This is a genomic window from Streptomyces sp. CB02959 (assembly GCF_002803155.1).
Classification (GTDB): domain Bacteria; phylum Actinomycetota; class Actinomycetes; order Streptomycetales; family Streptomycetaceae; genus Streptomyces.
The window spans coordinates 301,246-324,515 of the sequence record NZ_NNBP01000008.1 but is presented as its reverse complement, the minus strand read 5'-3'; the positions used below and the strand labels follow the sequence as shown (position 1 = coordinate 324,515).

Annotated in this window: 22 protein-coding genes and 4 pseudogenes; 17 read left to right on the top strand and 9 right to left on the bottom strand. The window is 70.3% G+C overall.

What is annotated here, in order from left to right; translation table 11 throughout:
• Positions 1–352: 352 nt before the first annotated feature.
• The 4 genes and pseudogenes from CG747_RS16160 to CG747_RS16145 form a co-directional block, all read right to left on the bottom strand.
• Positions 353–1,423 carry a low specificity L-threonine aldolase gene (locus tag CG747_RS16160; protein ID WP_100602439.1) on the bottom strand — a complete coding sequence of 357 codons (1,071 nt, stop codon included), beginning with the start codon at positions 1,421–1,423 and terminating at the stop codon, positions 353–355.
• A complete protein-coding gene (locus CG747_RS16155) occupies positions 1,420–2,244 on the bottom strand; it encodes an SDR family NAD(P)-dependent oxidoreductase (RefSeq protein WP_100602438.1) in 825 nt (274 codons plus the stop codon). The genes CG747_RS16160 and CG747_RS16155 overlap by 4 nt, the downstream gene beginning before the upstream one ends.
• Positions 2,245–2,285: 41 nt before the next feature.
• On the bottom strand, positions 2,286–3,683 hold the full coding sequence (locus tag CG747_RS16150) for a DUF6421 family protein (protein WP_100602411.1): 1,398 nt from the start codon (positions 3,681–3,683) through the stop codon (positions 2,286–2,288).
• 207 nt (positions 3,684–3,890) lie between these two features.
• A pseudogene (locus CG747_RS16145) lies at positions 3,891–4,703 on the bottom strand (LLM class flavin-dependent oxidoreductase); the annotation flags it as partial.
• Between CG747_RS16145 and CG747_RS16140 the strand changes: the two are divergent.
• The 5 genes from CG747_RS16140 (at position 4,633) to CG747_RS16120 (ending at position 8,830) form a co-directional block, all read left to right on the top strand.
• The gene (locus tag CG747_RS16140) at positions 4,633–5,226 is read left to right on the top strand and encodes a PadR family transcriptional regulator (RefSeq protein ID WP_257980445.1); all 594 of its coding nucleotides are present in this window, start codon (positions 4,633–4,635) and stop codon (positions 5,224–5,226) included. The pseudogene CG747_RS16145 and the gene CG747_RS16140 overlap by 71 nt on opposite strands.
• Before the next feature lie 163 nt (positions 5,227–5,389).
• Complete coding sequence (locus CG747_RS16135) at positions 5,390–6,073, top strand: glycerophosphodiester phosphodiesterase family protein (RefSeq protein WP_100602409.1); 684 nt, start codon at positions 5,390–5,392, stop codon at positions 6,071–6,073.
• A gap of 152 nt (positions 6,074–6,225) precedes the next feature.
• The gene (locus tag CG747_RS16130) at positions 6,226–7,107 is read left to right on the top strand and encodes an ABC transporter substrate-binding protein (protein WP_100602408.1); all 882 of its coding nucleotides are present in this window, start codon (positions 6,226–6,228) and stop codon (positions 7,105–7,107) included.
• Between the two features lie 53 nt (positions 7,108–7,160).
• Positions 7,161–8,027, top strand: coding sequence for an amino acid ABC transporter permease (locus CG747_RS16125; protein WP_100602437.1), 867 nt, complete (start codon positions 7,161–7,163; stop codon positions 8,025–8,027).
• A complete protein-coding gene (locus CG747_RS16120; protein ID WP_100602407.1) occupies positions 8,024–8,830 on the top strand; it encodes an amino acid ABC transporter ATP-binding protein in 807 nt (268 codons plus the stop codon). The genes CG747_RS16125 and CG747_RS16120 overlap by 4 nt, the downstream gene beginning before the upstream one ends.
• Before the next feature lie 27 nt (positions 8,831–8,857).
• Here the strand turns inward: CG747_RS16120 and CG747_RS16115 are convergent, their stop codons facing one another.
• Entirely contained in the window at positions 8,858–9,391 is a 534-nt protein-coding gene (locus tag CG747_RS16115; protein WP_100602406.1) for a GNAT family N-acetyltransferase, read from the bottom strand.
• A 149-nt stretch (positions 9,392–9,540) separates the two neighbouring features.
• Between CG747_RS16115 and CG747_RS16110 the strand changes: the two genes are divergently transcribed.
• Positions 9,541–9,927 carry a VOC family protein gene (locus CG747_RS16110; protein ID WP_100602405.1) on the top strand — a complete coding sequence of 129 codons (387 nt, stop codon included), beginning with the start codon at positions 9,541–9,543 and terminating at the stop codon, positions 9,925–9,927.
• 310 nt (positions 9,928–10,237) lie between these two features.
• Positions 10,238–10,615, top strand: a complete 378-nt coding sequence (locus tag CG747_RS16105; protein ID WP_100602404.1) for a nuclear transport factor 2 family protein — start codon at positions 10,238–10,240, stop codon at positions 10,613–10,615.
• Positions 10,616–10,687: 72 nt separating this feature from the next.
• Here CG747_RS16105 and CG747_RS16100 read toward each other — a convergent pair.
• Positions 10,688–11,360, bottom strand: a pseudogene (locus CG747_RS16100) (transposase); the annotation flags it as partial.
• 48 nt (positions 11,361–11,408) lie between these two features.
• Here CG747_RS16100 and CG747_RS16095 point away from each other — a divergent pair.
• The gene (locus CG747_RS16095; protein WP_100602403.1) at positions 11,409–12,698 is read left to right on the top strand and encodes an IS256 family transposase; all 1,290 of its coding nucleotides are present in this window, start codon (positions 11,409–11,411) and stop codon (positions 12,696–12,698) included.
• 527 nt (positions 12,699–13,225) lie between these two features.
• A pseudogene (locus CG747_RS50970) lies at positions 13,226–13,354 on the top strand (hypothetical protein); the annotation flags it as partial.
• A gap of 451 nt (positions 13,355–13,805) precedes the next feature.
• On the opposite strand, the gene CG747_RS16085 reads toward CG747_RS50970, so the two are convergent.
• Complete coding sequence (locus tag CG747_RS16085) at positions 13,806–14,459, bottom strand: TetR/AcrR family transcriptional regulator (RefSeq protein ID WP_100602402.1); 654 nt, start codon at positions 14,457–14,459, stop codon at positions 13,806–13,808.
• Between the two features lie 132 nt (positions 14,460–14,591).
• Between CG747_RS16085 and CG747_RS16080 the strand changes: the two genes are divergently transcribed.
• The 5 genes and pseudogenes from CG747_RS16080 to CG747_RS49460 all read left to right on the top strand — a co-directional run.
• On the top strand, positions 14,592–15,554 hold the full coding sequence (locus CG747_RS16080) for an alpha/beta hydrolase (protein ID WP_100602401.1): 963 nt from the start codon (positions 14,592–14,594) through the stop codon (positions 15,552–15,554).
• 10 nt (positions 15,555–15,564) lie between these two features.
• A complete protein-coding gene (locus tag CG747_RS16075; RefSeq protein ID WP_100602400.1) occupies positions 15,565–16,542 on the top strand; it encodes an aldo/keto reductase in 978 nt (325 codons plus the stop codon).
• 26 nt (positions 16,543–16,568) lie between these two features.
• Positions 16,569–17,015, top strand: a complete 447-nt coding sequence (locus CG747_RS48030) for a hypothetical protein (RefSeq protein WP_180985557.1) — start codon at positions 16,569–16,571, stop codon at positions 17,013–17,015.
• A 94-nt stretch (positions 17,016–17,109) separates the two neighbouring features.
• A complete protein-coding gene (locus CG747_RS16065; protein ID WP_100602399.1) occupies positions 17,110–17,889 on the top strand; it encodes an NAD(P)-binding domain-containing protein in 780 nt (259 codons plus the stop codon).
• Positions 17,890–17,936: 47 nt separating this feature from the next.
• Positions 17,937–18,227, top strand: a pseudogene (locus tag CG747_RS49460) (transposase); the annotation flags it as partial.
• Positions 18,228–18,339: 112 nt separating this feature from the next.
• Here CG747_RS49460 and CG747_RS16055 read toward each other — a convergent pair.
• The gene (locus CG747_RS16055; protein ID WP_100602397.1) at positions 18,340–19,176 is read right to left on the bottom strand and encodes a helix-turn-helix domain-containing protein; all 837 of its coding nucleotides are present in this window, start codon (positions 19,174–19,176) and stop codon (positions 18,340–18,342) included.
• Between the two features lie 102 nt (positions 19,177–19,278).
• On the opposite strand from CG747_RS16055, the gene CG747_RS16050 reads away from it, so the two are divergent.
• The gene (locus tag CG747_RS16050) at positions 19,279–19,875 is read left to right on the top strand and encodes an NADPH-dependent FMN reductase (RefSeq protein WP_100602435.1); all 597 of its coding nucleotides are present in this window, start codon (positions 19,279–19,281) and stop codon (positions 19,873–19,875) included.
• An 11-nt stretch (positions 19,876–19,886) separates the two neighbouring features.
• The gene (locus CG747_RS16045; RefSeq protein WP_100602396.1) at positions 19,887–20,855 is read left to right on the top strand and encodes an aldo/keto reductase; all 969 of its coding nucleotides are present in this window, start codon (positions 19,887–19,889) and stop codon (positions 20,853–20,855) included.
• 612 nt (positions 20,856–21,467) lie between these two features.
• Here the strand turns inward: CG747_RS16045 and CG747_RS16040 are convergent.
• Positions 21,468–22,403, bottom strand: a complete 936-nt coding sequence (locus CG747_RS16040) for a zinc-binding dehydrogenase (RefSeq protein ID WP_100602395.1) — start codon at positions 22,401–22,403, stop codon at positions 21,468–21,470.
• Positions 22,404–22,471: 68 nt separating this feature from the next.
• Here CG747_RS16040 and CG747_RS16035 point away from each other — a divergent pair, with 68 nt between their 5' ends.
• On the top strand, positions 22,472–23,110 hold the full coding sequence (locus CG747_RS16035; protein WP_100602394.1) for a TetR/AcrR family transcriptional regulator: 639 nt from the start codon (positions 22,472–22,474) through the stop codon (positions 23,108–23,110).
• Positions 23,111–23,270: the final 160 nt, after the last annotated feature.

Sequence of the window (23,270 nt, the reverse complement as noted above, 5' to 3'; positions counted from 1 at the left end):
CAGACCCGTCCCCTCCCGTTGATGGGTGGGAAAAGGCCGGTGGGGCTGCGCGTGAGTGGGACGGTGCGGGTCCGTTGTTGAGTGGTGACCGGGATTGAGTAGCGACCGGTAGGCGACCACTCACGCTGGCCCCCACCCACCGTCTTTCCTCACCACCACCGGGAGGGGTCGGGGCGGAGGGGTCGGTGTGCAGGACGTAAAGCGCAGCAGTCCTGCACACCGACCCCTCCGACCCGACACCGCACCCAACAGCCCCGCGCAGCGGACAACAGCCAGCGCCGCCAGGCGCAACGACGAGCAACCCCCACGGCGGGACAGCCAAAAACGTCCGGGGCCCAACCAAGCGCAGCGACTAGCGGCCCATCTCCTCGCGGATCGCCGTCAGGAAGGCGTCGACGTCGGCCTCGGTCGTGTCGAAGGCGCACATCCAGCGGACCACGCCGGCCTGCTCGTCCCAGAAGTAGAAGCGGAACCGCTTCTGGAGGCGTTCGCTGACGTCGTGCGGGAGGCGGGCGAAGACGCCGTTGGACTGGACGGGGTAGAGGATCTCCACGCCGGGGATCTCGCGGACGCCGGTGGCCAGGCGCTGGGCCATGGTGTTGGCGTGGCGGGCGTTGCGGAGCCAGAGGTCCTTGGCCAGCAGTGCCTCCAGTTGGACGGAGACGAAGCGCATCTTGGACGCCAGCTGCATGGAGAGCTTGCGCAGGTGCTTCATGGCGCGGACCGCGTCGGGGTTGAGGACGACCACGGCCTCGCCGAAGACCGCGCCGTTCTTGGTGCCGCCGTACGAGAGGATGTCGACGCCCACGGCGTTGGTGAAGGCGCGCATGGGGACGTCGAGGGTGGCGGCGGCGTTGGATATGCGGGAGCCGTCGAGGTGCACCAGCATGTTGCGCTCGTGGGCGTGGTCGCAGATGGCGCGGACCTCGTCCGGGGTGTAGACGGTGCCGAGTTCGGTGCTCTGGGTGATCGAGACGACCTGCGGCATGGCGCGGTGCTCGTCGTCCCAGCCGTACGCCTCGCGGTCGATGAGCTCGGGGGTGAGCTTGCCGTCGGGGGTGGGGACGGTGAGGAGTTTGAGGCCGCCGACCCGCTCGGGGGCGCCGCACTCGTCGACGTTGATGTGTGCGGTGGCGGCGGTGATCACCGCGCCCCAGCGGTCGGTGACGGACTGGAGCGCGACGACGTTGGCGCCGGTGCCGTTGAACACCGGGAAGGTCTGGGCGCGCTGCCCGAAGTGGCTGCGGAAGACGCGCTGGACGTGCTCGGTGTAGTCGTCCTCGCCGTAGGCGACCTGGTGGCCGCCGTTGGCGAGGGCGAGCGCGGCGAGCACTTCGGGGTGCGCACCGGCGTAGTTGTCGCTGGCGAAGCCGCGGATCTGCGGGTCGTGGTGCTGCCGGGCGTCGGTCCTCGCCCGGTTCACGGCTTGGGGGTCAGCCACAGACGCTGTCCATTCACTTCCTGGGCGGGCCGGTTCCAGACTCCGGCGATGGCCTCGGCCAGCTCCGTGACGTCGGTGAAGCCCGCGAACTTTGCGTTCGGTCGCTCGGCGCGCATCTGGTCGTTGACGAGCGCCTTCACGACCAGGATGGCAGCCGCGGCACGCGGCCCCTCCTCGCCCCCCGCCTTGCGGAAACCGTCCCCCATGGCGAGGGTCCACGCCTCGGCGGCCGCCTTGGACGCGGCGTAGGCGGCGTTGCCCGCGGTGGGCTTGCTCGCGCCGGCCGCGCTGATCAGGACGTAGCGGCCGTTGCCGCTGCGTTCGAGTGCGTCGTAGAAGGCGAGGGAGGTGTGCTGGACGGTGCGGACCAGGAGCTTGTGCAGGGTGTCCCAGTCCGCCAGGTCGGTCTCGGTGAACGTGGAGCAGCCGCGCCAGCCGCCGACGAGGTGGACGACGCCGTCGACCCGGCCGAATTCCTTCTCCGTACGGGCGGCCCATTCGCGGGTCTGGTCGAGGTCGAGGAGGTCGACGGTCTCTCCGATGACGGTGGCGCCGCCGTGGGCGTAGCGGGCCGCGTCGACGGCTTCCGCCAGCCGCTCGGGGTTGGCGTCGGAGCCGACCACGGTCGCGCCGGCCTCGGCCAGTCGCAGCAGGGTGGCGCGGCCGGCCGGGCCGGCCGCTCCGGCCACCGCGATGACCGCACCGTCCAGCGGCCCCTGGCCGCCCGTCGAAGTAACCATCTCCGTCGCCTCCTCGTCCTGCCCCTGGACGGCCGTTGGCCGGGTGTTCCGGTCGGTCCGCATACTCTGCTGCCCGTTCTGTTCCTGCTCGGTCCGCGCGTTCGTCACGCCGCCGCCGGCGCTTCGCTCTGGGCGGTGATGCCCTTGGTCGAGGCGATCACGGTACGCAGCTTCTTGGCGAGCGCCTCGTAGAACATGCTCAGCGGGAACTCGTCGGGAAGCACGTCGTCCACGAGTTTGCGCGGCGGCTGGTCGAGGTTGAGGGCGTCGGGCCCCTTGGCCCAGACCGAGCCGGGGTGCGGGGCGAGGTAGGTCGAGACGAGGTCGTAGGCGGCGAACCAGTGGACCAGCTTGGGCCGGTCGATGCCGTCGCGGTAGAGCTTCTCGATCTCGCCGCAGAGCTGGTTGGTGACCCTGGGCGCCCGCTCCCAGTCGATGTGCAGTGTGTTGTCCGTCCAGCGTACGACGTCGTGCTTGTGGAGGTATGCGAAGAGCAGCTGGCCGCCGAGGCCGTCATAATTGCGCACCCGGTCGCCGGTGACCGGGAAGCGGAACATCCGGTCGAAGATCACCGCGAACTGCACGTCGCGGGCCTGCGGGTAGCCCTCGGCCTCCAGCTTCACGGCCTCCTTGAAGGCGGTGAGGTCGCAGCGCAGCTCCTCCAGGCCGTACATCCAGAACGGCTGGCGCTGCTTGATCATGAACGGGTCGAACGGCAGGTCGCCGTGGCTGTGGGTGCGGTCGTGGATCATGTCCCAGAGGACGAACGCCTGCTGGCAGCGCTGCTGGTCGTCGAGCATGGCCTCGACGTCCGGCGGGAGTTCGACGCCGAGCAGGTCCACGGCGGCCTCGCTGACCCGGCGGAAGCGGGCGGCCTCGCGGTCGCAGAAGATGCCGCCCCAGCTGAACCGCTCGGGGGCCTGGCGGACCGCGATGGTCTCGGGGAAGAGGACGGCCGAGTTGGTGTCGTAGCCGGCGGTGAAGTCCTCGAAGGTGATCCCGCAGAAGAGGGGGTTGTCGTAGCGGGTGCGCTCCAGGTCGGCGAGCCAGTCCGGCCAGACCATGCGCAGGACGACGGCCTCGAAGTTGCGGTCCGGGTTGCCGTTCTGCGTGTACATGGGGAACACGACGAGGTGCTGGAGGCCGTCGGCGCGCTGCTGGGCGGGCTGGAAGGCGAGCAGCGAGTCGAGGAAGTCGGGGACGCCGAAGCCGTCGTCGGCCCAGCGGCGCAGGTCGGCGGCGAGTGCCTGGTGGTAGGCGGCGTTGTGCGGGATCAGCGGGGCGAGTTCGCGGATGGCGAGGATCGCCCGCTCGACCTCGTGGCGGACGGCCTCGGCGGTCGGCGCGCCGTCCGCTGCGAGGTCGATCGAGCCGTCCTTGACCTGCCACGGGCGGATGGTCTCGATGGCGTCCTTCAGTACGGGCCAGGCGGGGTGCGCGACCACGGACTCGTCGGACAGGGTGCCACCCCGGACACCCACAGGCGAAAGAATTTCCGTCATGACTGCCCTCCGGCGGTAGATCGTCCTGTGGGAACACCGTAACCAGCCAAGGATCGCCCATTCAAGTGGGGTCGGTGAAAATTATTCTGCTGACCCCCCGTGGTCACGAGTGTTTTTCCTGTGAGGTACGGGTTCGGCCTCACTTCCTGGCATCCAGGGTGTCGTATTCCGCGTTTTCTCCGGAGGATGGCGGGGTAGGCCCTGGAGTCACGGCCCGTCCGGGCGGGTGACGGACGCGGGGCGGGGGCGGTCCCCGGCGAAGTGCGGAATGACCTTTTCACCCCATTGGCGGATGGTCTCCAGACAGGCTTCCTGCGGCACGGTGCCCATCTGGATCAGGCACATCACCTCGTCGGCGCCGGCCGCCCGGAACCGCTCCACGTAGGCGATGGCGTCCTCGGCCGTCCCGTAGGCGTGGTCGGCCCGGAACGTCGCGGTGGCGTTGGGGCGGACCGGGATGCGCTGCTCGTGGAGGTGGGCGACGACCGTCTCGGCGGCCCGCCGCAGTTCGGCGGCCTCGTCCGCGCCGTCCACCACGGCCTCGTCGGGGATCCCCGCGCCGCCGTACCAGTGCGCGATGGCCTGGGCGAAGAAGCGCTGGCCGCGCAGGCCGACGGCGCGGGCCCGCTCCCGGTCGGCCAGGACGGTGGTCGGGCAGAGCACCGCGAAGTGGTCGTTGATCCGCGGGGAGACCAGCCGGTCGCCGGTGCGGGCGGCGCGGGCGGCGTCGTACACGGTGCGCAGCTCCGCGACCGCGTCCGGTCCGGCGAAGCCCATGACGAGGGCGCCCACGCCCAGTTCGGCGGCCTGGCGGAGGGTCTCGGCGCGGCTGCAGGCGAGGAAGAGCGGCGGGTGCGGCATCTGGTGCGGCCGGGGCAGGATCGGGTGCGGCGGGATGTCAATCAACTCGCCTTGGTAGGCGAGCTGTTCGCCTTGCCAGGCGCGGCCGATGATGCGCAGCGCCTCCTCCACCTCCTGCGTCGTGCGGTCGCGGTCGACGCCGCACAGCGAGGTCTCCTTCCGCGGTGCGCGCACCGGCTACGAGCTGAAGAAGTGGGCCGACTCCTCGCTGCGGTTCTTCTACTGGTCGCCTGCGATCAGCCAGATCTACGCGGAGCTTCGGCGGCTGGAGCGGCTCGGGCTCGCCACGTCGCGGCGGTCGGGACCGGAGGAGCCGCGGGCCACCCGCGGCTACACCCTCACCGACGCCGGCCGCGCCGCGCTCGCCGGCTGGGCGGACGGCACCGACGACCCGGGTCCGCCGGTCCTCAAGCACCCGCTCGTGCTGCGCCTCTGGCTCGGCCACCTCGCCACCCCGGAGACCCTGCGCACCCTGGTGGAGCGGCACCTCGCGCGGACCCGGGACGCCTTGGCCGAGGTCCGCGGCGCCCTGCGGCGCGCCGAACAGGACCCGGAATGGGCGTTCCCCCGCGTCGCGCCGGCCTGGAGCGAGCGCCAGCACCTCGCGGAGCCGGCGCTGGCCGAGGCGATGCCGGCGGATCTGGCACGGATGGCGGCATCCGGGCCGGCCGACGGTGCGTAGCGGGCGCGGCGCGCGGGCACTCGTACGGGCTAGAGGGCACTTGTCCCTACGGCGATGCCGCTGTTGCGCGGATTAGGCTGTGGGCCATTTCGGGCAGCAGTGCGCCGGCGGCCGACATGTGCGCGGAGCCGACAGCAACCGAGCCGACAGAAGCGAGGCAGCCTTGTCCTTTCTCACCATCGGGCACCGCGGATTGATGGGTGTGGAGCCGGAGAACACCCTGCGCTCCTTCGTACGGGCCGAACGTGAGGGCGTCGACGTCATCGAACTGGACCTGCATCTGAGCAAGGACGGCGGGCTGGTGGTGATGCACGATCCGGACGTCGACCGGACCACCGACGGCAGCGGCCCGGTCGCCGAGCGCACCCTCGCCGAACTGCGGGAGCTGGACGCCGGGCAGGGCGAGCGGATCCCGGTGTTCGAGGAGGTGGTGGACGCGGTGCGGCTGCCGATCCAGGCGGAGATCAAGGATGTCGCGGCGGCCCGGTCGCTGGCCGAGGTGGTGCGCTCGCGCGACCTGACCGGCCGGGTGGAGGTGATCTCGTTCCACGACGAGGCACTGGCGGCGGTCCGCACCCTGCTGCCGGGGGTGCGCACCGGGCTGGTGGGCGAGTGGTACGACGCCGATGTCGTCGACCGGGCCAAGGCGGTGGGCGCGGAACTGGTGTCGCTCGACATCCGGCGGCTCACCCTCGAACTCGTCGAGCGGGCGCACGCCGCGCGGTTGAGGGTGCTGGGCTGGACGGTGAACACCCATGACCAGCTGCGGCTGGCGCGCGGGTTGGGGCTGGACGGGGTGGTGACCGACCAGCCGGAGATCCGGCGGGCGGTGCGCTTCACCGCGTAGCCGAGATCCTGCGGGCGGGTCGGCCGAGCCCGGCACACGGGGGCCGCCCGACGGGAAATCCGCAGTTCACAGCGGCGCAACGGGCTTCCAGCATGTGGACGTTCGCCCCGGTGATCTCGACAGGGAGGCCGGTGCGCTGCCACTCTCCCGACATGCACCTGTCGCCACGCCCCGTACGTCTCACCGTCTGCGCCACCGCCGTGCTGCTCGTCACCGCGGTCGGCTGCGCTCCGCAGGACGCGTCCCCCGACGGCGCGCAGGCCGCCGGGCCGGGGAAGCGGAGCTGTGCGCCCGGCAAGCTGACCACCGTGGCGCCCGGGAAGATCACGGTCGGCACCGACAAGCCCGCCTACGCGCCCTGGTTCAGCGACGACGACCCCGCCAACGGCAAGGGCTACGAGTCGGCGGTGGCCTATGCCGTCGCCAAGGAGCTGGGGTACGGCAAGGACGCGGTGCAGTGGCGGACCGTGCCGTTCAACAGCGCCTTCGCGCCCGGTGCGAAGTCCTTCGACTTCGACGTCAACCAGGTCTCGATCAGCGCCTCGCGCAAGCAGGCGGTGGCGTTCTCCTCCGGCTACTACGACGTGCGGCAGGCGGTCGTCGCGGTCAAGGGCTCCAAGGCGGCCGGCGCCAGGAGCATCGCCGACCTCAAGGACGCCAAGCTCGGCGCCCAGGTCGGCAGCACCAGCCTCGACGTCGTCAACGACACCATCCGCCCCCACCAGGCCGTCGCGGTCTTCCAGAAGAACGACCTGGCCAAGGCCGCGCTGAAGAACGGTCAGGTGGACGCGATCCTGGTCGATCTGCCGACCGCCTTCTACATCACCTCGGCCGAGCTCAAGGACGCCGTGGTCGTCGGGCAGTTCGCCCATCAGGGGCCGGCGAAGGAGCAGTTCGGGCTGGTGCTGGACAAGGAGAGCGCGATCACCGGCTGCGTGACGGCGGCGGTGGACGCGCTGCGCCGCAAGGGCACCCTGGCCGCGCTGGAGAAGCAGTGGCTGGCCGACGCCGTCAACGTGCCGGTGCTGAAGTGACGTCCGGGACGGCGAAGGCGGCGGGGACGGCGAAGGGGGCCGCGCCGGACGGTGTGGGCGGGTCCGCCGACGACGGGTACGTGCCGTCCCGGCGGCGGATCGAACGGGAGCGGTACAAGCGCACCCGGGCGCGCCGGGCCACCGGCCTCGCGGCGCTGAGCACGCTGGTCACCGGCGCGGTGCTGTACTTCGTGGTCACCGCAGCGCCCGGCTGGCCGCGCACCCGGGAGACGTTCTTCAGCGCCGCGTACGCACGGATCGCGCTGCCGAAGGTGCTGGAGGGGCTGCTGCTGAACCTGCGGCTGCTGGTGGTCTGCGGGGCCGCGGTGCTGGTGCTCGGCCTGCTGCTGGCGGTGGCGCGGACGCTGCGCGGACCGGTGTTCTTCCCCCTGCGGCTGCTGGCCACCGCCTACACCGACTTCTTCCGCGGCATGCCGCTGATCATCTGCCTGCTGATGGTGGTGTTCGGGGTGCCGGCGCTGCGGCTCCAGGGCGTCACCACCGATCCGGTGATCCTCGGCGGCGCGGCGCTGGTGCTGACGTACTCGGCGTACGTGGCGGAGGTGTTCCGGGCCGGCATCGAGTCGGTGCACCCCTCGCAGCGGGCCGCGGCCCGGTCGCTGGGGCTCTCCGGCGGGCAGACGCTGCGCTTCGTGGTGCTGCCGCAGGCGGTGCGGCGGGTGGTGCCGCCGCTGCTGAACGACCTGGTGTCGCTCCAGAAGGACACCGGGCTGGTGTCGATCGCGGGCGCGGTGGACGCCGTCTACGCGGCGCAGATCATCGCCAGCAAGGACTTCAACTACACGCCGTACGTGGTGGCCGGTCTGGTCTTCGTGGCGCTGACGATCCCGATGACCCGGTTCACCGACTGGGTCACCGCCCGGATGGACCGCCGGCGCGCCCAGGGAGGAACGGTATGAGCACGACGGACGGGAGCCCGGTGGCGGCGGAGGCGGCGGCCGGGGACGGCGGGCCGGTGCTGCGGATGGAGTCGGTGCGCAAGACCTACGGGCGCGGCGGCGGCACCGTCGTCCTGCGGGACGTGGACCTGGAGGTCCCTCCGCACAGCGTGACGGTGCTGATCGGGGCCTCCGGGTCCGGCAAGTCCACGCTGCTGCGCTGCACCAACCTGCTGGAGGAGATCGACGACGGGGCGATCTTCCTGGACGGCGAGGAGATCACCGATCCGCGGGCCGACGCGGACGCGGTGCGCCGCCGGATCGGGGTGGTCTTCCAGGCGTACAACCTCTTCCCGCACATGAGCGTGCTGGACAACATCACGCTGGCGCCGCGCCGGGTGCACGGGGTGGCGCGCGCCGAGGCCGAGGAGCGCGCCCGCGAGCTGCTGGAGCGGCTGGGGCTCGGCGGGCGGGCCGGCGAGTATCCGGACCGGCTCAGCGGGGGCCAGCAGCAGCGGGTGGCGATCGCCCGGGCGCTGGCCGGGCGGCCGCGGTTGCTGCTGCTCGACGAGATCACCGCGGCGCTCGACCCGGAGCTGGTCGGCGAGGTCCTCCGGGTCGTCCGGGACCTCAAGGAGGACGGTATGACGATGGTCATCGCCACCCATGAGATGGGGTTCGCCCGGGAGGTCGCCGACCAGGTGTGCTTCCTGGACGGCGGGGTGGTCCTGGAGCGCGGGGCGCCCGGTCGGGTCTTCGGCGAGCCCGAGCACCCCCGGACCCGGCAGTTCCTCCAGCGGATCATCGAGGCCGGGCGGCTGTAGGGCCGGCCGCCGCGGCCGGTCCGGCGGTCAGCCCAGCGGCTTGACCAGCAGCTCGAACTCCAGGTCGGCGCGCTGCGGGATGCCGAACCGCTCGTCGCCGTAGGGGAACGGGGTGAACTCGCCGGTGCGGCGGTAGCCCCGGCGCTCGTACCAGGCGATCAGTTCCGCGCGCTGCCGGATGACGGTCATCCGCATCTCCGGGGTGCCCCAGGCGGTCAGGGCGGTGCGCTCGGCCTCGGCGATGATCACCTTGCCCAGGCCGCTGCCCTGGAGTTCCGGGCGGACCGCGAACATCCCGAAGTAGGCGTGGTCCCCGCGGTTCTCCAGCTGGCAGCAGGCGATCAGCTCGCCGTCCCGCTCGGCGACCAGCAGCCGGCCGCTCTCGTTGCGCACCACGGCGGCGACGCCTTCCGGGTCGGTCCGCTGGCCCTCCAGCAGATCCGCCTCGGTGGTCCACCCGGCCCGGCTGGCGTCCCCGCGGTAGGCCGATTCGACCAGTGCGACGAGCCCGGGGACGTCGGTGTCGGTGGCGGTGCGGAAGGTCAGCGAGGTGGTGGGCATGGTGCGCGGGGTCCTCTCGGGCCGTAAGGATGGCTGCCAGCGAGGCTAACAAGAGGCGGCGGCCGGCGGCAGGGCCGGAAGGCCCCCAAGGCCCGGCGGTGCGCCGTGTCCGGCCCGTCGGGGCGGCCCGGCGGCGTAGGGTCCGTGCCATGGTGCAGGTACTGAGCAGCAGGGTGCTGGTGCGGCCGGCCGATCCGGAGCGGTCGCGGAAGTTCTACGGCGAGGCGCTGGGGCTGGCGGTCTACCGGGAGTTCGGTACGGGGCCGGAGCGCGGCACCGTGTACTTCCTCGGCGGCGGGTTCCTGGAGGTCTCCGGGCGGGCCACGAGCACCCCGACGCCGACCGTCCAGCTGTGGCTCCAGGTGGCCGACGCGGCGGCGGCGCACGAGGAGCTGGTGGAGCGGGGGGTCGCGGTGCTGCGGCCGCCGGTGCGCGAGCCGTGGGGGCTGATCGAGATGTGGATCGCCGATCCGGACGGGCACAAAGTTGTAATCGTGGAAATCCCAGCGGACCATCCACTCCGATACCGACCCTGACAAAAACGCAGCCTAACGGGACCTCGGGTCGCCTTCCATAGGCTCTTCGGAGTCGCCATCCTTGCCGGGGACATTTCGTGTGCGACCAGGGGCTCTATCTTCCGCGCCGAAATGCTCAATCACTAGCCTGCTCCCCCGGCAAGGACCGCAAAGCCGACGCGCCAGGGACGGAATCGGTGCGCCGCGCAGCTCCTCGGCATTCCGCCGAAGCCCAGCTCCTGTCGCCTAGTGCTGTGACCGGGATGGTCCACCGTGATCGGAAGGCGGCTCACGGGACGAGCGCAGGCGCAACGGCTGGTATTGCTGGGGCATGCAGGAAGAGACGGCACGCTCCGCGATCGACACGTTCATCTCCGCGTTTAACGCCTCGGACGACAGCTATGTGACTGCCCTGCTCTCCCAGGCCCTGACCTCAGACGTGGTCTTCTGGGGGCCGTTGGGTCGCAGCGAAGGAATCGCGGCGGTCGAGCGGTTCGTGCTGGACATCCGGCGCCACCCGGCGGGGACCGGCACGATGGTGCGCTGCTCAGCGGTGGACATGCCTGACGAGTGGGCCCGGTACCAGTGGGTCTTCACCACGCCGGATGGAGGCCCCCGCCTGGCGGGAACGGACGTCGTCCATCTGCGGCGGAGCCTCATCGACCAGGTCATCGTCTTTGCGGGGGAGATCGAGCCGTCCACCTCCTGAGTCGTCCTTCTGTCGCTGTCCTTCTCGTGAACTTGTCCCTTTCGGCACTCCGGGGCTGCGGTTCGCGGTCGGTCAGGCTGCGGCGTTGAGGGGGCGTCCGCCCCAGCGGATGCCCTTCTCGCTGCGGATGCGGGCGCGTTCCTTGCGTTGGGCGGCAAGTACGTCGGGTGGCGGGCGTTGACGTTGCGCCAGCGCAGGTAGCGGTGCAGTGCCTGGGATTGCGTGGGGTGGCTGCGGTGGTGGGAGTTGGCCAGGGTGAACTGCCGCAGCGGGCCGAAGTGGGCCTCGATCGGGTTGGCCCAGGATGCGTAGGTCGGGGTGAAGCACAGCTCGACCTTGTTCTTCTTCGCCCAGCGGCGGATGTCGGCGCCGGTGTGGGCGGAGAGGTTGTCCAGGATGATGTAGATCGGGGCGCCGTCGGGTCGGGCGGCGCGGATCGACTTCAGCGCGGCCAGGGTGTTGGCGGTGCCCTTGCGGCGGCGGTTGACGCCCCACAGGCGGTCGTCGCCCACGGAGTAGCAGCCGTGGAAGTAGGTGACGCCGTGGGCTGGAAGGTGATGCCGCGGCGCCGGAGCAGGCACCGTAAGGCTTCACGGCCGATGCGGATGACACGTCCGTGCACCTCCCGCAGGTAGGCGGCGAGTTTGCGGATCCACCAGTGGGTGAAGGGCTGGCCGAGCCTGGTGGGGCGGGTGGTGGCCGTCCGGATGACGAAGTCCTCGTCGTCAGGGGTGAGCAGGCGGGGAGGGTCTGTACGGTCAACGGTGGATCTTCGAACAGGAAGTGACACCTGATGACAGACGTGACCGTCTCGGCTGAGGCCGTGGAGGAAGTCGAGCCGACCGAGCTGAAGCCGGACGCTCTGGACGACCAGCTGATCAGCCAGCTGGTGGACCGTGCGAAAGCTGGCGGGGTCAGGCTGACCGGCGAGGGCGGGCTGCTGCAGCAGCTGACGAAGAGGATCCTCGAATCCGCCCTGGAGGGCGAGATCACCGACCATCTCGGGCATGAGAAGCACGAGAAGACCGCCGGCGGCAACGTCCGCAACGGCACCCGGGCCAAGACCGTGCTCACCGACGTCGGCCCGGTGGAGATCGACGTGCCCCGGGACAGAGCGGGCAGCTTCGAACCGCAGATCGTCAAGAAACGGCAGCGTCGGCTGACCGGCGTCGACGAGATGGTGCTGTCGCTGTCGGCCCGGGGCCTGACCCACGGGGAGATCTCCGCCCACCTGCGAGAGGTCTACGGCGCCGATGTCTCCAAGACCACCATCTCCACCATCACCGACAAGGTGATCGACGGCATGCACGACTGGCAGAATCGACCGCTGGATTCGGTCTACCCGGTGTTGTTCATCGACTGTGTGCACGTGAAGCTGCGGGACGGTCAGGTCGCCAACCGCCCCATCTACGTGGCCTTGGCGGTCACGGTCGAAGGCACCCGCGAGATCCTCGGTCTGTGGGCCGGCGACGGCGGCGAGGGTGCCAAGTACTGGCTCCAGGTCCTGACCGAGATCAAGAACAGGGGCACGCAAGACGTCTGCATGGTCGTCTGCGACGGCTTGAAGGGCCTGCCCGACGCGATCGAGACCGTCTGGCCCCAGGCCATCACACAAACCTGTGTGGTTCACCTGCTGCGGGCGTCGTTCCGCTACGCGGCCCGCCAGGACTGGGACAAGATCTCCAAGGCCCTCAAGCCCGTCTACACGGCACCCACGCAGGACGTCGCCGAAGAGCGGTTCCTGAAGTTCTGCGAGACGTGGGGCAAGAAGTATCCCGCGATCGTGAAGCTGTGGGAGAACGCCTGGGCGGAGTTCGTTCCCTTCCTTCAATTCGACACCGAGATACGGCGAGTTGTGTGCACCACGAACGCCATTGAGTCGGTGAACGCGCGGATCCGCAAGGCCGTGAGGGCCCGCGGCCACTTCCCCAACGAGCAAGCCGCTCTCAAATGCGTCTACATGGCCATCATGAGCCTGGACCCCACCGGTCAGGGACGCAAACGCTGGTCACTGCGGTGGAAGGCCGCTCTGAACGCCTTCGAGATCACCTTCGACGAACGCCACTCAGCAGCCCGTCTCTGAACCCCTAACAACACCAGAAACACCGTTCACTGGACAGACCCGAGGCACGCCGGAGGCCGGATTCCGCGACGGTAGCTTCCTGTCCCAACTGCCCTGAGGCGCCTTCATAGTCACGGGTCTGCCAGTGCGGAGGGAACGTGGCGGTGCACTCAACGGACGCCGCATCCATGGTGCTCAGCGCCCGTCGGGCATCGCCCAGGAGTACTGTGATGCGGTCATTGTGGAAACACGGTGTGAGCTGTACTGAGATTTGTGGAGTCCCTGAAGCCAGGGTTACGGTCCTGGCAAAGGAGAACCACCCGCACCGAGATCGCCGCTACGCTCGTCGATTGGGAGACCGACGACCTGCGCCAGTGATCGTTGATCGATTGCCACCGAAGGGCGACAACGGCCTTTCGTGTCGGCGAAGGACGACCACTTGCAGATTCGTGTCGGTGAAGGATGACCGCAAGCGGTGGTAGAGCCTCTATGGGTGCAGATCCTTTGAGGGGCCGCTCCACGTTGCTGAGAACGTCGGCTCGGCGCGGCTGTACCGGCCGGCGGCCGGGGAGGACGAGAAGTGGCCTCGCCGGGGGCCGGTGCTGTCGAGCAAGACGATCGACTGGGCCCTGATCCGCCGGCAATACGACCAGATCGTGAAGTGCGCCACCGCCCTGCGCCTGGGCACCGCCGAGGCCGAGCAGGTCCTGCGGCGCTTTCGCCCGCGGCGGGCCCAAGCACCCCACCTACCAGGCGATCGAGGAGCTGGGCCGGGCGGTGCGTACGGCCTGAGCGAGGAGAAGCGGCTCACCGACGCCGAACGGCGAGCCCTATCCCCGCCGTTCTGGCACCATGTGAACCCCTACGGTCGGTTCGAGCCGGACATGAACTCCCACCTCGAATCGGCCCCAGCCACGGCGGCCGGGGCGTCCGGCCCGCCCCGCGCCCGGAGTGCCTACTGTCCAATCGGCGGGCGGTTGGTCAGGCTCGGTCTGAACGACCGCCCGGGTCTCCTCGCGCCGGTACGACCACTTCAACTTCCTCGGCCGCTGCTCCAGCACCGAGCCTGCGGCACCGGGCCTGCGGCAGCGGCGCGCCCCGACCGCATGGCACGCGTGATTCGGTGCATCAGGGGATCTGGGCCTCGATGTGGGCGAGTTGGGCGGCGAGGATTTCTTCGAATGCGGCGCGGCGGTCGGCTCCGAGGGGGCGGATGTCGCGGGCGAAGTGGGCCAGGGCGGGGAAGTGTTCGGGGTCGGCGCCGAGCACCGCGACGCGGAACTGCTCCATGCCCTGTTCGTACTCCTTGGGGGTGATGGTGCTGATACCCGCCTCGGAGGAGATCAGCGCGGCGAGGAGGATCACGATGCGGTGGTATCGCGCCGGGACCTCCTCGTCGGGCAGGCCGGACGTGCCCAGGGCCTGCAGCAGTTCCTCCATGACCAATCGGGATCCGGTGCCGCCGGACCCGTAGCGTCCCCAGACGGCGGCGAGTTGGGGTTGCTCGCCGAATGCCTCGCGCAGGTGCAGGGCCAGGGCGGTGACGCGCTGCTTCCAGTCGCCCTGGGGGCGGTAGCCGTCCATGGCGGCCAGCAGGATCCGGTCGGCGACCGCGCGCAGTAGTTCGGTCTTGTTGCGGAAGTGCCGGTAGAGGCTGGAGGAGTCGGTCCCGAGCGCTGCGGCGAGTTTGCGCACGCTGAACGACTCGGCGTCGCTCGTGCGCAGCAGTTCCGCCGCCGTGTCCAGGATCTCCTCGGTCGACCATCGCCTTCGGCCAGTCATCTCGCCCCTCTCGTCAGGACTCACTCTAATCTATGCACTTGCTGATGCACGCACTGCGTGCATAATGGGGTGCAACACGTGGTCCAGTCACGACGACACACCCGGCGTCCAGCCGGAAGGGGAGAAGGACACATGAGCGAGACCACCACCGCGATACGGCCGCCGGAGCCGGACTTCTCGGCGATCACAGCCGAGGAGCTGCTCGCCTATCGCGACGCGGAGAACCGCTTCCGGGCCTCCGGCGAGGCGCGGGCGATCCTCGGAGAGCCGGATCCCGGCGCCGCGATCGATTGGCAGGAGATCGCGCTGCCCGGCCGCGCCCTCCCGGTCCGGGTCTATCGGCCGGCGCCGACGGGAGACGACGAAGCCGCAGCTCGAACCGACCTGCCTCTCGTGGTCCATGTCCATGGAGGCGGCTTCGTGGGCACGGCGGTGCAGTGCGACTGGACCAACAGCCACCTCGCCGCCCGACTGCCCGCCCTCGTCGTCTCGGTCGAGCACCGCCTCCTCGCCCCCGGCAGCCCGCTCGCGAACGCCGCCGACGACGGCTGGGACGTGCTCCAGTACGTGGTGCGGCACGCCGCGCAGTGGGGCGTCGACCAGGAGCGCGCGGCCGTCTTCGGTGAGAGCTGCGGCGCGCTGATCAGCGCGCTGACGGCCATCCGGGCCAGGGAGGCCGGCCTGGAACTCAAGGCGCAGGTGCTGGTCAACCCCGCAGTCGACGTGACCGAGACGATGTTCGACCACCCCTCGATCGCCGAGTACGCATACAGCCCGACCCGGGCCCTGCCACTACTCCGGCTCTTCCAGCGGCTCGCCGTCCCGCCGGGAGCCGACGCCGGCGCCGTCTCGCCGCTGCACGCGGACGACCTGAGCGGGCTCGCCCCGGCGCTCGTGGTGGTGCCCACCCAGGACGCGGTCGCCGACCACGGCCGCCGCTACGCCGAGCGACTGCGCGAGGCAGGGACCTCTGCGCGACTCTCCGAATACCCGGGCGCAAAGCACGCGTTCCTCACCCTGCCCGGCGTGGAACCACAGGCCGCGGTCGCCCAGGCGGAGATCCTCGCGTTCCTCCGCGCGGCCCTGGCAAAGTGACGGAGGAGCAATGAACCCCACCCTTGGACCCGACGGCCCGGCGGTCTCCCGACTCGGCCTCGGCTGCATGAGCATGACCGGCATCTACGGCCCCACCGACCCGCACGAGGCCGCAGCCACCCTGCTGGAGGCCCTCGATTCGGGCGTGACACTGTTCGACACCGGCGACTTCTACGGCGACGGAGTAAACGAGGAACTCCTCGGTCGGTCCCTCGCACCGCACCGCGATCGCGTCGTACTGGCCACCAAGACCGGAGTCCGCCGCACCGCCGAAGGCCTGGTCCCCGCCGGCTCACCCAACGATCTGCAGCGTGCCTGCGAAGCCTCGTTGCGCCGGCTGCGCACCGAACACATCGACGTGTACTACCTAGCCCGCATCGACCCCGCCGTGCCTGTCGAGGAGTCCGTCGGCGCCCTGGCCGACCTGGTGGCCCAGGGCAAGGTGGGCCACATCGGCCTGTCCGAGGTCTCGGCCACCACCCTCCGCCGCGCCCACGCCATCCATCCGATCAGCGCCGTCCAGACCGAGTACTCGCTGTGGGAACGCCATGTCGAAATCGACATCCTGCCCACGATCCGCAGTGTCGGCGCCACTCTGATCGCCTACAGCCCTCTCGGTCGCGGTCTGCTGACCGGGTCCGTCCGCGCCACTACACGGTACGAACCCGGCGACTTCCGCGCCACCGCTCCCCGCTACAACGGCCACGACCTCAAGGCCAATCTCGCCATCGTCGACGCCATCACCCACCTCGCCGCTGCCAAGAGCGCAACCCCCGCTCAGATCGCCCTCGCCTGGCTCCTCACCCGCGGCGGCGACGTCATCCCCATCCCCGGCAGCTCCCGCCGCCCCCACCTGCGCGACAACCTGGCCGCCCTCGACCTGCACCTGACCGCCACCGACCTCGGCGACATCGACGCCGCCGTTCCCGACGCCGGGGCCCAAGGGGCCCGGTATGGCGACCACGGCATCGCCCTGATCGACCAATGAAGGGAAATGAAGAGAGAAGCACCCTGATGACGCAACCACCCCATGCACGAAGGCTGCTCGCAGCGATGTACGTGGGCCTTGCGCTCACTGTCCTAGCGACGATCGCCCCGTACATCGACCGCGGCACCCATCTGCTGGCCGACCACATCCGGGCCGCCTATCCCAGCTACCTCCAGGCGCGGGTCGACTCGGCCGTCACCACCTGCCTGGTCGTGATGTCCGTCATCGGAGCGCTCGGCGTCCTTGCCTGGCTCACGATGGCCTGGGCTGTCAAGGCAGGCAAGCGATGGGCCCGTCCCGCCGCGACCGTGGTGTTCATGCTCGGCACCAGCGTCGGACTGGCCGGGCTGCTGACCAAGGACACCTCCGGTGCGACCGGACTGCCGCCGGAGCTGGGCTGGGCCGGGATGATTCCCAGCCTGGCGGGCGTCGCCGCGGTCACATTGCTGTGGAGAAGCCCCCGACTGACGTGACGTCGACTCGTTCGACTCCATATGTGAGGAGCCGACGGCAACCATCGCGACCGCACAGATCGAGCACCAACACAAGTCACGACTACCGCGCACCATGGAGGAAGACACAGTGCAGCGCATCGGCATTATCGGAGTGGGCGAGATCGGCCGGGCCATCGTCGAGGGCCTGCGCAACGAGGGCAGTGCGTTGCCAGACGTCTTCCTGTCTCCCCGAGGGGCCCGCACCGCCGCCGAACTGTCCGAGCGCTATGAGGGCGTCCAGGTATGCGCCGACAACCAGGAGGTTGTGGACCGCTCCGAGCTGGTGGTCATCGCCGTGCGCCGCCAGGACCACCACGAGGCCCTCACCGGGTTGAAGGTGAACGACGACAAGATCGTGGTCAACCTGATCGCCGGCGTCGCCACCGACGACCTGCGCCGGACCCTCGCCACCGGCGCCCCGATCGTCCGCGCCATCCCGCTGCCCGCAGTGCGCGAGCGTCGCTCCGTCACCGTGACCTGCCCCTCGCACCCAGCGGTCGACTCCCTCTTCGATCAACTGGGAGGAGCGCTCCCCGTCGCGGACGAGGGCGCCTTCAACGTCTTCTCCGCACTGACCGGGACGCTCACCGCCCACTACACCTACCTCGCCACGCTCACCTCTTGGGCTGTCGGCAACGGCATCGCCCCCGACGCCGCCGACCGCTATGTGCGCGGCCTCTTCCAGAACGTCGGCCGCTCCTTGGACGACGAGACCCGCCCTCTGCACCAACTCGCCGCCGACCACGAGACACCCAAAGGGAACAACGAGCGCATCCGCACCACCTGGTTCGATCCGGCCAACGCCGCAGCCCTCGAGGAGGCCCTGGACGGCCTCCTCGCCGATCTGAACTAGGGTCTGTTCCGCGGAACCTGTGACCGCTGCGGTCCCGGATCATTGGCATGAGCACGACGCGCGAAGATCTCACGAACACGGAGTGGGTCCGGCTGAAGTCTCATCTGCCGAAGTCCGATAGGCGCGGCGGTCGCTGGGCGAGCCACTGCAAGATCGTCAACGGGATCCTGTACCGGCAGCGTATCGGGATGCCATGGCGGGATCTGCCTGCGCGTTTCGGTTCGCGGAGGAGCATGTACGAACGCCACAGGCGCTGGTCGGCAGACGGCAGACGGCAGGATCGACTGGTCGATGGTGAGCGTGGTTCGACCTCCTGCCGGGCTCAGCATCGCGTAGGGGAAGCGCCGATCGAGTCGTGGGGTGCGTTTTCGCTCGACGTCCCCTGCCTGGTCGTGGATACCACGCAATGCTGGAAGCCGTCCCTGGACCGGATCGTCGAATTCGCCACGCTCAGGAGATCACCCGCAGGCGGGCCGGGGCTGGCTGGGTGAGCCGGTCGAGGTGGGCGGCGGTGTCCTCGTCGGCAGGGAGCAGGACGAGGAGCTGCTGGGCGTCGGCGGTGAGGTCCAAGCTCTCGCGCAGCAGGCGGAGTTCGGGCCCGGCCGGGTGCTGGAGGCGGAGCGGTCCGCGGCGGGGGACGCGGTGGTTGCCCAGGCGGCGGGTGAACTCGGAGCCGGCCACGGGGGCGAGTTCGGTGCTGAGCCACTCGGAGTTCTCGGCCGAGGGGCCGAGCCAGAGGTCGAAGGCCTGCTCGTCGGCGACCTCGTCCCAGTCAGGGAAGAGGGTGCGAGACCGGGGGTCGGTGAAGACGTAGCGGGTGAGGTTCGGAGCCGGGCCGTCGAGCAGGCCGGTCGTCCCGAGGACGGCGGCGTAGCCGCTGGTGTGGGCGAGGATGTCGCCGAGGCGGTTGGTGACGGCGGCGACGCCCGGTTCGAGCAGGCGCAGGGTCTCGCGGACGGCCGGGCGGACGTCGCGGGGCGGCGGGGCGGGCCGGGTGTGGCCGGCGCAGGCGCCGCCGGTGATCTTCGCAAGGTAGCGCAGGTGACCGCGCTCGGCGGGGTCGAGGCTGAGGGCGTCGGCGAGCGTGTGGACCACGGCCGGGGAGGGGTTACGGTCGCGGCCCTGCTCCAGCCGGGTCAGGTACTCGACGCTGATGCCGGCGCGGACGGCCAGGTCGGAGCGGCGCAGCCCGGGCGAGCGGCGGCGGCCGTGGTCGGGCAGGCCGAGCGTCTCGGGCTGGATGCTGTCGCGCTTGGCGCGGATGAAGTCCCCCAGTGGTGTGCCCATGCGACGAGCGTAGCGGTTGGCGGCAGCACGGAGGGTGGCCCTGCGGGGGCCAGCCTGGGCACGGTCTGGTTGCGGCCGGCGGGCGGGCCGATGGTGGTGGACATGGAGAAGAACACGCACAAGTTGGTGATCCTCGTCGGCAGCGTCCGGGAGGGCCGGTTCGGTCCGGTGGTGTCCTCGTGGGTGGCCGAACAGGCCGTCGCGCACGGCGGGTTCGAGGTGGAGGTGGTCGACCTGGCCGAGGTGGACCTCCCACTGGCCCTGCCCTCTGCCCCGCCGAAGTTCGCGGGCGCCGACTACCCCCGCCCGGCCGGGATGGCCGGGCTGACCGAGGCCCTGGAGGGCGCGGACGCCTTCCTGATCGTCACGCCGGAGTACAACCACAGCTACCCTGCCTCGCTGAAGGCCGCCATCGACTGGCACTTCACCCAGTGGACGGCCAAGCCGGTCGCCTTCGTGAGCTACGGCGGCGCGGCAGGCGGCCGGCACGCCGTGCTGCACCTGGAGAACGTGCTGACCGAGCTGCACGCGGTGACCATCCGGGACGGCCTGGCCTTCCCGAACTACTTCACCGCCTGGTCGGACGGCCGCCCGGACGACCCGCAGGCGGCCGGCTACGCCAAGACCATGCTCGACCAACTGTCCTGGTGGGCGGGCGCGTTGAAGCACGCGCGGGCCGCCGAACCGTACCCGGCATGAGCGGGGGAACGATGGAGTACGTCAAACTCGGCGGCACCGGCCTGACGGTCAGCCGGATCGCCCTCGGCTGCATGGGCTTCGGCGGCAGCGGCCATGGGCACAACCCGTGGGCGCTGGACGAAGAGGCCGCGGCGCCGGTCTTCCGGCGGGCGGTCGAGCTCGGCATCACCTTCTGGGACACCGCCAACGTGTACGGCGGCGGTGCCTCGGAGGAACTGGTCGGCCGCGCGGTGCGGCGGTACACCCGTCGCGAAGACGTCGTACTCGCGACGAAGGTGGGCCTGCCGATGCACGACGGCCCGGGCGGCTCCGGGCTGTCCCGCAAGGCGATCCTGGCGCAGGTGGACGGCTCGCTGACCCGCCTGGGCACCGACTACCTGGACCTCTACCAGCTGCACCGCTTCGACCCGGCGACCCCGGTCGAGGAGACCGTGGCGGCCCTGCGGGAGGTGGTGGCGGCCGGGAAGGTCCGGTACGTGGGTGCCTCCTCGATGTGGGCCTGGCAGTTCGCCAAACTGCAGCACACCGCGGCGCGGGACGGCGGCCCGGCCTTCGTGTCGATGCAGCACCAGTACAGCCTGATGCAGCGCGAGGAGGAGAGGGAGATGTTCCCGCTGCTCGCCGACCAGGGGGTGGGCAGCCTGGTGTGGTGCCCGCTCGCCTCCGGGCGGCTGGCCCGCCCGTACGGGCAGGCGACGGCCCGCTCGGCCGGGGATCCGGTCGCCCGGCGGTTCTTCGCGGACGTCGACCGGCCGATCGTGGACGCCGTGCAGTCCGTCGCGGGGGCCCGGGGCCTGCCGATGGCGCAGGTCGCGCTCGGCTGGGTGCTGGGCAACCCGGTGGTCACCGCCCCAGTCATCGGCGCGACCCGCCCGGACCACCTGGACGACGCGGCGGCCGCGCTGGACGTCCGGCTGACCGGCGACGAACTCGCGACGCTGGAGCGTCCGTACACCCCCCGGCTGCCCACCGGGTTCTGAGCACGAGGTCCGCGAAGATCGGGGCCTCGGCGGTGGTTGGCTCAGCCGAGAGGACACAGAACGACGAGCGGGGGCGTCGATATCGCAGCGGGTCACGGCGGTCGCGCGGCTGCGGGCAAAGCCGGGGCGCGAGGCGGAGATGCGGGAGCAGGCGCGGTCGATGGTGGTGCTGAGCATGGCAGAGCCCGCTGCCTGTCGTACCGGAACTACGTGGACCCGGACGATCCGCGCTCCTGGGTGGTCGTGGACGAGCGGGAGCCCTGAGATGCCTTCGAGGCGCACCTGGCCGGCCCGCACCTGGCGCGCTCGCTGGAGCGTACGGCCCAGCTGCTGGACGGCCCGCAGGAGTTGCGGTGCTGACGGTTTACCCAGGGAGGCTGGGCGTTGAAAACAGCTTCTCAACTTGAGGTTTAACGTTGCGAGTTGGAACGCGATACACACGTCGGGTCTGGAGACAAGCGCCACTTGTCTCCAGACCCGACGGCTACAGGCAGTGTCGCCGATCCGGCACTCCTGAGCGGATGCGCCGAAGTAAACTGCCGACACTTCGCCCTGATGGCTCGCAGTCCGCAGGGTTGTCACGGGACCAGCAGCGGACGTCTTTCTGTCCGCCTAGTGGATGTCAATGACGGCTTTGCCCGGCACGCGGCGGCCTGCCAGTTCGGCGGCTGCCCGCGCCACCTGCGTCCAGTCGGTACGCAGGGCGACTTGCGGGTCCAGCTCGCCGCGGGCGGTGAGTGCGGCCAGCCAGGTGAGGTCGGCGCCCAGACCTACGGCATCGTCCAGCAGGTAGTAGGTGGCGATCTGACGGTTGTGGCGACGGCCGTTGCCGAAGAGGGCGCCGTAGGGGAACTGCTCGCCGTCGCCGGATATGTGCCCGGCAGCAACCAGCACGCCGTTCTCGGCCAGGGCACCGTGTGCGGCGACCATGTGGGCGCCGCCGACCAGTTCGACCACGCCGTGCACCGGTTCGAGGTGCTGGAGCGCGGCCAGGTCGGTGACGATCTCGTCGGCGCCGAGTGCGCACAGCGCGTCCGCCTTCGCCGGATCGCTGGTCACTGCGGTGACGTGTGCGCCGCCCCGGGCCGCGAGTTGCAGGGTGAAGCGGCCCACGCCGCCGCCCGCGCCGGTCACCAGCACGCGTCGTCCCAGGATCGGGCCGATGCGGTGCAGGGCGCGCAGGGCCGTGCCCGCTGCGACCGGCAGTGTGCTCATCGGGCCAAGGTCGGCTCCTTCGGGCACGGTGCCGATCAAGTCGGTGTCCACGACGCGCAGTTCGGCCCAGGCGCCGTCGGCCCCCACGGTGACGACGGGGGTGCCGGCCACGGGACCGGAGCCGTCGGCGGCTGCCCGGACCACCACGCCCGCGGCGTCCCAGCCGGGCACCGTACCGGCTTCACCCTCGGGGACCACATGGTGGACCTCGCCGGCGTTGAGGGAGAACGAGTGGACCTGGACCAGGGCCTGGTGGGCGGCGGGTTCGGGGTCGGCGACCGTGGTGAGCGCAAGGCTTCCTGGGGCTGAGTGATCAATCGTCAGTGCCTTCATGGCGAGAGATAGTGCCACTGAGTGGCATAAGCTTACAAGTGGCAAAAGCTGCTGGTAGGCTTCATCCTGTGCAGGAGGACCCGAAGGAACTGCCGCTGCGTGAGCGCAAGAAGCTGCGGACCCGTCAAGATCTGGTCGACACGGCCCTCGAACTGTTCACCGCTCGGGACTTCACCGCGGTCACACTCGACGAGATCGTCGATGCGGTAGAAGTCTCCAAGCGCACCTTCTTCCGCACGTTCACCTCGAAGGAAGACGTGGCACTGGCCCCTGAGAAGGAACTGTGGGCCGCCTACCTCACCGACATCGAGACCCGGCCCCTGACCGGCGAGCACCTGCTTGGCGCCTACAAAGACGCACTGTTCGCGGCACTGGAACAGATGACGGACGGCTGGGAGCAGCGCTTCCTGGCCAGCCGCAGCCTGGCCGACCGCACCCCCACGCTGACCGCGCACAGCCTTCGCCATTGCTCAGAGGTCTCCGCGAACGTCGTTCGCATCGTCGCAGACCGGCTGGCCGGACAGGTCCCCGGCCACACCGAACTACGCCTGCTGCTCGACCTCATGCTCGCCGCCTGGCACTGCGCGCTGGAGGCATGGACCGCATCACACACCGCACGGCAGGACCGCCCTGCACTCATCCGGCACATGCACAAAGCCTTCGCAGCGATCCCCGCGGTCGCGGCACTGGCAGCACAGGACAGCTGAGCGGACAGAACGAGGTCCATTGCTGGTCCCGTGACGATCCTGCTGACTACGAAGTCATCAGGGCGAGTGTCAGCAGTTGACTTCGGCACATCCGCTCAGGAGTGCCGGATCGGCGGCACCGCCTGTAGCCGTTGGGCCTGGAGACAAGTGGCGCTTGTCT